11 protein-coding genes are annotated in these 11,340 nt (G+C 64.1%); 6 read left to right on the top strand and 5 right to left on the bottom strand.

Going from position 1 to position 11,340, the window contains the following annotated elements; translation table 11 throughout:
• Positions 1-5: 5 nt before the first annotated feature.
• Entirely contained in the window at positions 6-710 is a 705-nt protein-coding gene (locus GSQ92_RS04520; protein WP_158802412.1) for an ABC transporter ATP-binding protein, read from the top strand.
• A gap of 65 nt (positions 711-775) precedes the next feature.
• Positions 776-1,267: a YaiI/YqxD family protein gene (locus GSQ92_RS04515; protein ID WP_158802231.1), complete on the top strand. Its 492-nt coding sequence runs from the start codon at positions 776-778 to the stop codon at positions 1,265-1,267.
• Here GSQ92_RS04515 and GSQ92_RS04510 read toward each other — a convergent pair.
• The 3 genes from GSQ92_RS04510 to GSQ92_RS04500 are packed head-to-tail and all read right to left on the bottom strand — an operon-like array spanning position 1,264 to position 3,738.
• On the bottom strand, positions 1,264-2,004 hold the full coding sequence (locus GSQ92_RS04510; protein ID WP_158802230.1) for a DUF72 domain-containing protein: 741 nt from the start codon (positions 2,002-2,004) through the stop codon (positions 1,264-1,266). The two genes, GSQ92_RS04515 and GSQ92_RS04510, sit on opposite strands and share 4 nt — an antisense overlap.
• On the bottom strand, positions 1,997-3,337 hold the full coding sequence (locus tag GSQ92_RS04505) for a gluconate:H+ symporter (RefSeq protein ID WP_158802229.1): 1,341 nt from the start codon (positions 3,335-3,337) through the stop codon (positions 1,997-1,999). Before GSQ92_RS04505 ends, GSQ92_RS04510 begins: the two co-directional genes overlap by 8 nt.
• Positions 3,337-3,738, bottom strand: a complete 402-nt coding sequence (locus tag GSQ92_RS04500; RefSeq protein ID WP_158802228.1) for a RidA family protein — start codon at positions 3,736-3,738, stop codon at positions 3,337-3,339. Before GSQ92_RS04500 ends, GSQ92_RS04505 begins: the two co-directional genes overlap by 1 nt.
• Before the next feature lie 95 nt (positions 3,739-3,833).
• On the opposite strand from GSQ92_RS04500, the gene GSQ92_RS04495 reads away from it, so the two are divergent.
• Positions 3,834-4,127, top strand: a complete 294-nt coding sequence (locus GSQ92_RS04495; protein WP_159013086.1) for a hypothetical protein — start codon at positions 3,834-3,836, stop codon at positions 4,125-4,127.
• Positions 4,128-4,273: 146 nt separating this feature from the next.
• On the opposite strand, the gene arfB is transcribed toward GSQ92_RS04495, so the two are convergent.
• Positions 4,274-4,702, bottom strand: coding sequence for an alternative ribosome rescue aminoacyl-tRNA hydrolase ArfB (gene arfB, locus GSQ92_RS04490; RefSeq protein ID WP_174246636.1), 429 nt, complete (start codon positions 4,700-4,702; stop codon positions 4,274-4,276).
• A 32-nt stretch (positions 4,703-4,734) separates the two neighbouring features.
• Positions 4,735-5,793: a glycosyltransferase family 4 protein gene (locus GSQ92_RS04485; RefSeq protein ID WP_158802226.1), complete on the bottom strand. Its 1,059-nt coding sequence runs from the start codon at positions 5,791-5,793 to the stop codon at positions 4,735-4,737.
• Positions 5,794-6,088: 295 nt separating this feature from the next.
• Here GSQ92_RS04485 and GSQ92_RS04480 point away from each other — a divergent pair, with 295 nt between their 5' ends.
• The 3 genes from GSQ92_RS04480 to GSQ92_RS04470 all read left to right on the top strand — a co-directional run bounded on the left by GSQ92_RS04480 (position 6,089) and on the right by GSQ92_RS04470 (position 11,335).
• On the top strand, positions 6,089-7,924 hold the full coding sequence (locus GSQ92_RS04480; protein ID WP_158802225.1) for an ABC transporter ATP-binding protein: 1,836 nt from the start codon (positions 6,089-6,091) through the stop codon (positions 7,922-7,924).
• A 60-nt stretch (positions 7,925-7,984) separates the two neighbouring features.
• The gene (locus GSQ92_RS04475) at positions 7,985-9,433 is read left to right on the top strand and encodes a trehalose-6-phosphate synthase (RefSeq protein WP_158802224.1); all 1,449 of its coding nucleotides are present in this window, start codon (positions 7,985-7,987) and stop codon (positions 9,431-9,433) included.
• A 201-nt stretch (positions 9,434-9,634) separates the two neighbouring features.
• Entirely contained in the window at positions 9,635-11,335 is a 1,701-nt protein-coding gene (locus GSQ92_RS04470) for a glycosyltransferase family 39 protein (protein WP_158802223.1), read from the top strand.
• Positions 11,336-11,340 lie beyond the last annotated feature (5 nt).

Here is an 11,340-nt window from a genome sequence, read left to right as displayed (position 1 = left end):
TTCGTATGGTCAATACGCATTACGGGGACCTTCACGTTCTGAAGAACGTGAACTACCGGCTCGATCAGGGGGAAATCGTCTGCCTGCTCGGCGGCAATGCCTCGGGCAAGACCACCACGATGAAGACGATCATGGGGATCGTCCGCCCAACTTCCGGCAGCGTCATCTATGAGGGCGAGGCCATCGAGGGTCTCGCCACTGTGGAGCGCGTGAAGCGCGGCATCGCGCCGGTGCTGGAAGCGCGGCGGCTGTTTCCCCGCATGACGGTTTTCGAGAATCTCGAGATGGGCGCCTATACGCGCAAAAAGGGCGCCGAATTCGACCAGGATCTCGACCGGGTCTATTCGCTGTTTCCGCGTGTGAAGGAACGGCGCGATCAGGTCTCCGGCACGCTGTCGGGTGGCGAACAGCAGATGGTCGCGATCGGCCGCGCGCTGATGGCCCGGCCGCGGCTGATCTGCATGGACGAGCCGTCGATGGGTCTCTCGCCACTCTATGTCGAGCAGACCTTTGACATTATCCAGGAGATCAATCGCCAAGGCGTCTCGATCTTCATGGTGGAGCAGAACGCCGCCATGGCACTGCTCATCGCCAACCGCGCCTATGTCTTGCAGACCGGGCAGGTTATCCTCTCGGGCTCCGCGGCCGAATTGCGGGAGAATGAGACGGTGCGCGAGGCCTATCTTGGCGAAATGCAGGGCGGTCACTGAGGCAAGGCGAGGGCTCCGCCCTCGACCCGCTGCGGCCGGCGGCCCCAGGCCGCGGTTCGTTTGAGATGACCATCCTTTATGTTGATGGCGATGCCTGCCCGGTGCGCGATGAGGTTTATCGCGTGGCGGATCGGCTTGGGCTGGCGGTGTTTGTGGTGGCGAACGGGTCGCGGCCGATCCGGCCGACCGGGCGGCCCAACGTGCAGATGATCACCGTCGATGCGGGGCCGGACGCGGCGGATGATTGGATCGCCGATCGCGTCGAGGCGCCCGATGTCTGCATCACCGCCGACATCCCGCTCGCGGCCCGCTGTCTGGCTCGGGGCGCACGAGCGCTTTCGCCGAAGGGGCATGTCTGGACCTCGGACAATATCGGCAGTGCCCTCGCTGGACGCGCGGTTGCCGAGCATCTGCGCGCCACAGGCTTGCCCACCGGCGGCCCATCGACGCTGACAAAGCAGGACCGCTCACGCTTTCTCGCCGCGCTGGACAGTGTCATCCAGGCCGCGCGCCGCCCGGCGCCGCCGTCGCTCAGGGTCCCACCTGGCGGGTTTTAGTTGTTACGCCCGCAGCCGGCGAGCAGGTCCAGCGCGTTCCGGGTTGCTTCGCCCAGCGCCGTATTGTCGAAGATGCACCAGCTTTCCGCCGCCTCCGCGTCGCGCATCGACGCCGCGTAGCAGTCGAGTTCCGTCGCGGCATAGCTTGAATAGTAGATCTTCGGTGCGCCATGCAGGCGGCGATAGACGAGATCCGGCCAGCCACCTGGCTCGGCCGCGCGCGCAACTGGCGCTGGGTCGGCGGCGACTCGAGCGACCCGGAAAGCCGCCAGCATTGCTTCGACCCGATCCTCGAACCAGCTCGCATGGCGCGGTTCGCAGACGAGCGCGCCATCGAAGCACTCGCGCATCCGAGTGAAGAAACGCTCGGCCACTGCCTGCTCGCATTCCAGGCTGGGCGGCAGCTGGATCAGCATAGGGCCAAGCCTGTCACCAAGCGCACACACCTCGGTCAGGAATTGGTCAAGCGGTTCCGCCACATCCTCCAGCTTGCGCTCATGCGTGATCGAACGTGGCAGCTTGACCGAGAAGCGAAAATCTTCCGGCACGCTTGCCGCCCAGCGGGCATAGGTCGTGGGGCGATGCGGGCGATAGAACGACGAGTTGATTTCGACCGCCGAAAAGCGCGCGGCGTAGCGCGTAAGGTGGCTGCCGGCCGCTGGAAACGCATCCGCGACCGCCTTCGGAATGCTCCAACCCGCGGTGCCGATTCGCGGAACCCCCGTCGCGTCAGACAACCAAGGACAGGCCGAGCGCCAGAATCAGTCCTGTCACCGAGATGATCGTCTCCAGCACCGACCAGCTCTTCAGCGTCTGAGCCACGCTCATATTGAGATACTCCTTCACCAGCCAGAAGCCGCCGTCATTGACGTGGCTGTAGATCAGCGAGCCCGCACCAGTCACCAACACGAGCAACGGCGCCGAGACGCCGGGCGAATGCAGCGCGATGGGCGCGACGATACCGGCGGCGGTGGTCATCGCGACGGTCGAGGAACCCACCGCCAGACGCACCAGTGCTGCGAGCAGCCAGGCGAGAACGAGCAGCGGCACATGCGCCCCGGTCGCGACGGTCACGATTGCCTGCGACACGCCGCTATCGATCAGCACACGGCCGAAACCGCCTCCCGCACCGATCAGCAAGGTGATCATCGCGGTCGGTGCCAAGCATTCATTGGTGTATTTGAGAATCGTGTCACGCGAGATGCCCCGTGCGATGCCGAGCGTATAGAAGCTCAGGATCGTCGCCAGCAGCAGCGCGATATCGGTATTGCCCAGAAAATTTAGAATCTCGTAAGCCGCTGAGCCCTTGGTGGTGAGGAGGCCGACCCAGCTTCCCAACAGCATGAGGAAGACCGGCAGCAGGATGGTGGCCATGGTGATGCCGAAGCCGGGGAGGACACGTTGTTGCTCCGCGCTGACGAATTGCGCCTCCATCGGATTCTCGTCCGGCAGGCGCATGCGCGGCGCGAGGTAGGAGGCGAAAATCGGCCCGGCGAGGATGGCGGCGGGAACGCCTACAATCAACGCGTAGAGAATTGTCGGCCCGATCGGCGCATTGAAGGCTAGGACCGCGAGCATCGCCGCCGGGTGCGGCGGCATCAGTCCATGGACCACCGAAAGCCCCGCCACCAGAGGCAAAGCGACGAGAATTAGCGGCGTGCCCGTCCGCTTTGCCACGTTGAACGCGACCGGGATGAGCAGGACGAAACCGACCTCGAAGAAGACCGGCAGGCCGATGATCAGGCCGATGAGCATCATCGCCCAGTGGATGCGCTTCGGGCCGAACCAGTGGATCAGCGTCTCGGCGACCCGCTCGGCGCCACCCGATTCGGCCAGCATCTTTCCCAGCATGGTGCCGAGCGCGATGATGATCGCGATATGGCCGAGCGCATGGCCGACGCCATTCTCGAAAGAGGTCACGACTTTCGCCGCGGGCATGCCAGCGGCCAACGCGAGCGCTAGCGAGACGACGAAGATCACGATGAACGCATTAATGCGGAAACGCGCGATGAGGACGATCAGCGCGAGAACCGCGACGACGGCAAGACCGACCGAGACGAGGGGGGCCATCAGCGGTCGCCTTCTGGGGGTACGCTTGCTCGGCGCGCCGTGACTTCGATCTCGATTTTCATGCGCGGATCGAGGAGGCCCGCTGCCAGCATGGTCGCTGCTGGCCGGACCTCGCCGAGATAGCGTTGCAGCACCGGCCAGCACGGCTCGAAATCGGCGGCATCGGGCAGGATGTAGCGCACGCGAACGATATCATTGAAGGAAGTGCCGGCCTCGGTCAGCGCTTGGCCGATATTGCGCATCGCCTGTTCGGCCTGTTCGCGCACATCGGGCGAAATCGTCATGGTCGCGTAATCGAAACCGGTCGTGCCGCTCACAAAGACCCATGCGCCGTCGACCACGGCGCGGGAATAGCCGATGGTCGCCTCGAAGGGCGATCCCGAGGTGATCAAGCGTCGCATGCTTTTCGATTCCCGCCCCAGTCAGGGGTGAAGCCTATGACCAAGCGGGCACATGATCCAGCCGGGACCCCCGGCGGTTGTCGATTTCGGCCAGGATGAAAGACATACCCATGAGCTACGACACGGTGAGTGGCGGCAAGGGCGGTGTGCCGGCCTGGAAGGGTGCGGGCATCGTTTACGACCGTGCCTGGATGATCCTGGAGCACCTAAGGAAGAACGGCTACGGCGCCGGGCGCCATCCCATCTACAAGGAGATGAAGCGCGTGGAAGAGGATATGGCGGCGATGATCACCGCGCTTGAGCAGGGTCACGAGATAACGGTGCGGAATGCGGTCCAGCGCAACATCCGCTTTCTAACCGCACAGCAATTGGCGGCTACAAGCCGTTGATGGTGTTGGGCTAAGGGGGCTTGCTTGCCGGTTGCCCTCCCAGCAACGGAGGGGCTTGGGGTGGGTTCTTTGGGTCGAAACCTACCGTCGCGATGCCGAACCCACCCCCAACCCCTCGCTTGCAGGGCGGGGAGATTCTCCTCATCTCAGCTCGATGAATCCGGCGAACCCCGCATCCGCTTGACGTTGCCTCGGCGGGTCTTGGTGTCCAGCCTTCGCGTCTTGCTGCCGAGTGTCGGCCGCGTCGGACGGCGGCGGCGCGGTACCTCAGCAGCCTCGCGGAGAAGCGCCACCAACCGCTCAGTGGCGTCTTCCCGGTTGCGAATCTGGCTGCGGTAGCTCTGCGCGAAGATCACGACAACACCGTCCTGCGTCATGCGCTGGCCGGCAAGGGTCGCCAGCCGTGGTGCCATTGCGGCAGGCATTTCCGGCCAGCGCCGGGTGTCGAACCGCAGCTCTACCGCGGTTGACACTTTGTTGACGTTCTGGCCGCCCGGGCCCGAGGCGCGGACGAAACGAAACTCGATGGTTTCGTCATCCAAAGTGAGGCCGGGCCTGATCTCCAACAGCGTCATGGCGATCAGGCACCTGTCAGCCTCTTGGCGCGTTAGCCCGCGACAGCGCGGAGCGCCGGGCGCGGGCGGCGCTCGACCATCTCCTCATAGACCGAGAGGTAGTTCTCGGCCATGCGGCGAGATGTGAAGCGCTGCTCGAAGCGGGCGCGCACGCCGTCTCGGCTGATTTCGCCGAGGCGACGCACAGCACGCACCGCGTCTGCCTCATCGCGCGCGACGAAGCCCGTTACGCCCTCGTCGATAACCTCGGGCACGGAACCGCGCTCGTAGGTAATGACAGGGGTGCCGCAGGCCATGGCCTCGATCATCACCAGGCCGAAGGGCTCGGGCCAGTCGATGGGGAAGAGCAGGGCATGGGCGCCGGCAAGGAATTCGGGCTTTTGCCGCTCGTTGATCTCGCCGATGAACTCGACATGCGGCTGCTTCAGGAGCGGCTTGATCACGGCCTGGAAATACTCCTCGTCGGCTGCATCGACCTTGGCGGCGATCTTGAGCGGCATCCCAGCGCGGCCGGCGATGCGGATCGCCTTGTCCACACCCTTCTCCGGCGAAACGCGGCCGAGCACGGCGAGATAGCTCGGCTCGACCGAGCGCGGCGTCAGCAGATTGAGCGGCAGTCCGTGATGGACTGTCCGCAGCCAGTTCAGGTTCGGCACCGGCGCGCGCTGGCTGTCGGAGATGGAGATCAGCGGCACCTTCGGAAAAGCGCCGTAGATGTCTATGAATTCCTGTAGGTCGAGGCGGCCGTGGATGGTCGTCACGAAAGGCGTTGCCTGGCGAGAGAACAGCGAGAAGGGCAGGTAGTCGTTGTGGAAATGGATGACGTCGAACTCATCCACGCGGTCGCGGATCGCCTCCATCATCAACAAATGGGGAGCGATACGATCACGGATCGAGGGATCGAGGCGCAGGGCCTCGGCACACATCGGCTCGAGACGTGCGCGGGTGATAGAGTCACCGCTGGCGAACAATGTTACGTCATGGCCCATCGCCACCAGTTCTTCCGTAAGGAAGGAGACGACACGCTCGGTGCCGCCATAGAGGCGAGGGGGAACAGCCTCATACAGAGGCGAAACCTGGGCGATACGCATGGGCGGGATACTCTCCTGTGCGGTCCGATGCTGAGCGTTCCGGCGAATGCCAGACTCTCCAGTGGGATAGCCGGAAGTCTTAATGGTTGGTCTCAGCCCGATAACGGCAGGTATAAAAATCTTCCGTGAATGTGGCGAAATCTCGGCGCTAAAGCTTTGAAAACTTGGCAATTCCGTAAAATGCGCCCTATTTCCGCTACGATCTTCTCTTAGGTTTCGTTCAAGCAGGCGGCGGGGCCATGGCTTTGGCCAGGCAATCAGCCGCAGCGATATCGAAGTCTATTGGAGTGTTGGCATGCGCGGTTTCAATCGTGCTCGCGAAGCTGGGACGACGGAGCGGACAGTGACGGCGGAGCATGCGCCCTCGCTACTCGGCCTGCGTTCCAAGCCGATCCACTTTCTCCTTCATTTTGCCGGGCGGCATAAGCTTGCCCATATCGGCGTGCTCGGGTCGGTACTGATCGCGGTGCTGTGTTCGGTGCTGACGCAGTACGGCCTGAAGAACGTGATCGACGCGGTCGCGCACGGCCATTCGGCGGCGGCCGTGACGGGCGTTTGGATCGCGTTCGGCGTGCTCGCGGTGCTGATCTGCGCCGATAACCTGATGTGGCGCGTGGGCGGCTGGATCGCGGCCGGGCTGTTTGTTCGGGTCACCGGCGACGTCCGCCGCGACCTCTTCGCGCATCTCGCCGGTCATTCGCCGAGCTACTTCGCTGACCGCCTGCCCGGCACGCTCGCCGGCCGGGTTACGGCGACCGCGAACGCCGTGTTCACGACTGAGAATACGATTGCCTGGAATGTTCTGCCGCCCGTCGTCGCGGTGATTTTCTCGATCGCCCTCGTGACCTCGGTCAATCCGCTTATGGCGATCGTCATGCTCGCGATCAGCGTGGGTCTTGCCGCGGTGATCTTCATGCTGGCCCGCAAGGGCGGTCCGCTTCACCGCACCTATGCGACCTCTGCCGCGCGGGTGGATGGCGAACTCGTCGATATCATCAGCAATATCGGCGTGGTGCGGGCCTTCGGTGCGACGCTGCGCGAATCTCGCCGGATGAGCGAGACCATCGCGACGGAGATGAAGTCGCGCCATGGAAGCCTGATCTACCTTGAGAAGCTGCGTCTCCTGCATGCCGTCGTCACGGCGGGTTTCTCCGCCGGTGTCATGGCCTGGGCGATCCTGCTTTGGCAGGGTGGTCACGCGACCTCGGGCGATATCGTGCTGGTTGGTTCGCTATGCTTCACCATCCTGCACGGCACACGGGATCTTGCCGTCGCGCTGGTCGATCTGACCCAGCATGTCGCGCGGCTTGAGGAAGCGACCGAGACGCTGCTCGTTCCCCATGCTCTGCCGGACATCGCCCAGGCGCGTCCGCTGCTGCTGACCGCCGGTGCCGTGACTTTTGAGGAACTTGGTTTCGGCTATCCCGGCCGTCCGGACATCCTGAAGGGCGTTGACATCAAGATCGCCGCCGGCGAGCGCGTCGGCCTGGTCGGTGCCTCGGGCGCCGGCAAGTCCACCATGCTCAGCCTGCTGCAGCGCTTCTACGATCCGAATGAAGGCCGCATCCTCATCGATGGCCAGGACATCAGCCGCGTGACGCAGGAAAGCCTCCGCCAGGGTATCGCGGTGGTGCCGCAGGACATTTCGCTTTTCCATCGCTCAGTGCTGGAGAATATCCGCTACGCCCGGCCGACCGCGACAGAGGCCGAGGTTCTGGCGGCCGCCGAGATGGCGCATTGCCGCGAGTTCATCGAGGCGTTGCCGGAGGGCTTCGATACCGTCGTGGGCGATCGTGGCACCAAGCTTTCAGGCGGCCAGCGCCAGCGCCTCGCGATTGCACGCGCCCTGCTGAAGAACGCGCCGGTTCTGCTGCTCGATGAGGCGACCTCCGCCCTCGATACCGGCTCGGAACAGGCGATCCAGGCGGCGCTTGATACGCTGATGGAAGGCCGCACGGTGATCGCCATCGCGCATCGTCTCTCGACGCTACAGAGCTTCGACCGGATCATCGTGATGGATCAGGGTCGCGTTATCGACGACGGGTCGCCGCGTGACCTCTCTCTTCGCCCCGGTCCGTATCGCGATCTTTTGTCCAAGCAAAACGTCGTCCACCTCCCCAAGGCGGCTTAGGCCTCCCATATGCTTCGCACGCGGCTCAGCTCATTCGCAGGGACATAGGGAAGCGCTCCCATGGAAGAGACGGTCTTCGGTCGGGCTTACTCGGATCTGCTGGAGCAGGCGCCCCGCCGCTCCTGGCAGGCCCAGGCAGGCAGGCTGGTCGTGGTCTCCAACCGCATCGCCCCGATCGAGGAGGGGCAACCGACCGCTGGGGGGCTCGCCGCCGGTGTGCTGGATGCGCTCAACGAGAAAGGCGGGCTGTGGTTTGGCTGGAGCGGGGAGATCGCCGCCGGAGCCTCTACCGCTCAGCCGGAGAAGGCGAAGGGGCGGATCCTCCTCCGTACGATCGATCTCAGCGCCGCGGATTACGAGGAATATTATCGCGGCTTCGCCAATGGCGCGCTGTGGCCCGTGTTGCACTACCGCACGGCGCTCGCTCGTTTCTCTCGCGATGAATACGCCGGCTATTGCCGCGTCAACGCGCTGTTTGCCAAGACACTGCTGGATAGCATCGCGCCCGATGACGTGATTTGGGCGCATGACTACCACCTGCTGGGCCTCGCGGCAGCGATGCGGGAAGGCGGAGCGACCAATCGCATCGGCATCTTTCTGCACACGCCTTTCCCCGCGGCCTCGGTTTTCATGACCTTGCCGCCGCACGCCGAATTGGCGCGCGCGCTTTGCCAATTCGATTTGGTCGGCTTCCAGACCGAGACCGACCGCCGCGCCTTTGAGGACTATATCCTCCGCGAGGCGGACGGGCATTTGCTGCCCGGCCGCGCCATCATGGCTTTCGGTCGCGTACTGCGCACCGGTGTCTATCCGATCGGCGTCCAGGTCGATGAGATCCGCCGCCAGGCGGAGGCGCCGGCGAACTGCCCGCAGATGAACCGGCTGCGCAACTCTATTGGCGAAAGCCGCCTCATCATCAGCGTTGATCGGCTCGACTATTCCAAAGGCTTGAGCCAGCGCTTCCTGGCCTATGAGCGGTTTCTCGAGCGACAGGACACGTCGCGGGGGGATGTGACCTTCCTCCAGATCGCACCGCCGTCGCGGGCCGATGTCGATACCTATCGCGAGATCCGGCTGGAGCTGGAGCGAGAGGCCGGGCGCATCAACGGCCGCTTCGCCGAGGTGGATTGGACGCCGCTGCGTTACCTCAATAAGGGCTTCGCGCGGCACCAGCTTATGCCGATGTATGCGCTCGCCGATGTCGGGTTGGTGACGCCGATGCGGGACGGGATGAACCTCGTCGCCAAGGAATATGTCGCGGCGCAGGATCCGGCTGATCCCGGTGTTCTCGTGCTGTCGCAATTCGCCGGCGCCGCCGCCGAGCTGACGGCGGCGCTGCTGGTCAATCCGCACGATGCCGATGATATCGCAGATGCGATCGAGAAGGCGCTGGCGATGCCGTTGCGTGAGCGGCGGGAGCGGCACGCGCAGATGATGTCGGTCCTACGACGCAACAGCCTGTCGGCGTGGCGCGACCGCTTCCTGGGCGATCTTTCGCGCCGCGCCTGATGGGGCGGCCAGAGCAACGATTGCCGTCCTTCGTGACCGGCCAGCCTCGGGCGTTTCTGAGCACGCAGGCGGCAACAAAGCGCCACAAAGTGCTACCTAACAAGCTATAAAGCTGCCTCAATCCCCCGCCATCTTCGTCCTTGGTAGGCGGTCCCATCGGCCGTTAACTTCCTCTGGCGGCTAATGCCGTATGGAGACTAAATGTCGATCGCCTCCCAGCCTCAACCCGTAGCCGGCATCGCCGAACGGCCACGCGCGCGCCTCGCTTTATGGGCGGAGGCGAATGCGACGCTGCTGTTATTCTCAGCCGTTTTCCTCGTTGGCTTCTTCGCGCGCTACTACGGTGTTGCGAGCATGCCGTACTGGCTGGACGAAATTACCACGGTCACGCGGTCGAGCCTGCCGTTCTGGGACATGATCGCCGACTCTCTCGCGCATCACCATTTGCCGTCCTACTTCATGATCACCTCGATGCTCGCCTCCTTCGGTACCACCGAGGCGATTCTCCGCATCCCCTCCGTGATCTTCGGATCGGCATCCTGCGCGGTGCTGTTTCTCATCGGACGGCAGCTTGGTGGCTGGCGAGCCGGGTTGATCGCCGGCATGCTGCTGGCACTTTCTCCGCTACAGGTGCAGTACGGCCAGGAGGCGCGCTCCTACAGCTTCGTCATCTGCATGATGGCGATCGGGTTGCTGGGGCTGGTGGAATTGGCCCGCGACCCTCGCGCCGCCTCGGCACCATGGCGCGATTCCTCGGCGCGGCATGCGCCCTGGGTGCTCTATACCCTCGGCACCCTGGCGGCCCTCAATGTGCTAAGCGTTGCGTTCTTCTGGTTGATCTCGGCCAATCTCGCGGCGCTCGCGATCGCCTTTGACGCGCGGGTCGACCGTCGGCGCTTCCTGCTGCGCTGGCTCGTGGCGCAGGCGATCGTGCTGGGCTTCTCGCTGCCCTGGTTCGTCGCGATGGACATCTTTACGCATGGCTATATGGGCAACGCGACCAACTGGGTGCCCGCTTTGACCTTGCGCCACTTCTTCTCGACGATCTCCTCGCTCTATCTCATGCGGACTTCGCGGCTGATCAGCTTCCAGCTGCTGCCGGCTGCCATTCCGGGCTTCGGTGCGGCCATCGTCGTCTTCGCCGCGATGGGACTGGCCTATCTGCAGCGGCAACCGGTCGCGGGCGCCTTGCAGCGCGGCGCGACGCCCGGGTTGTCGCGCACCATGCTCCGCGCGCTGGCTATCGCCGCCTTCATGCCGCCCCTGACTATCCTCCTGATTTCGTTCATCAAGCCGCTATGGATGCCGCGTTACCTGCTGTGGAGTTCGGTGCCTTTCCTGCTCTTCGTCGGCTTGGGCGTAAGCCTGCTGCCGCGGCGCTGGCAGAGTGGGGCCGCCTTCGCGCTCATCCTCCTCGCGGCCATCAATCTCGCGCCCTATTACCGGGCCGAGACCAAGCCGCGCTGGGATTTGGCGGGCCAGGATCTGCGACAGGCAATGTTACCAGGTGACGTCGTGCTCGTTTCTGATGGCCTGCCCGTCTACATGATGAATTTCTTCCTCAAGCGGCAGGGCGACGAGATCCCTGCGGATGCCTGGACGCTCGACGTTTATAAGGCGGCGCAGCATCTTTCGACCGGTGGCCGGGTGTGGGTGCTGTTTGGCAGGGTCGGGCAGGCGGATCGGACCTCTGAGCCGAATTTTGCGCGGATCATCGAGCCGCTTGGGCAACCGATCCTGCAGACCAAGGAAGGCGACCTCATCACGATGAAGCTCTTCGCCGGGCTGCCGACGGGCACTGCGCTCGATTGCGGAACGGTGACCTCGACGATCCCGACCCATCCGACCACTGCGCCGCCCCAGCCTGCGGCCTGCGATACGGTGGCCGACAATATCGAATAACGTGT

Origin of the sequence: Acidisoma sp. S159, assembly GCF_009766125.1 — a bacterium.
In the GTDB taxonomy this organism is placed as follows: domain Bacteria; phylum Pseudomonadota; class Alphaproteobacteria; order Acetobacterales; family Acetobacteraceae; genus Acidisoma.
This window is presented reverse-complemented; position numbering and strand designations above follow the sequence as displayed.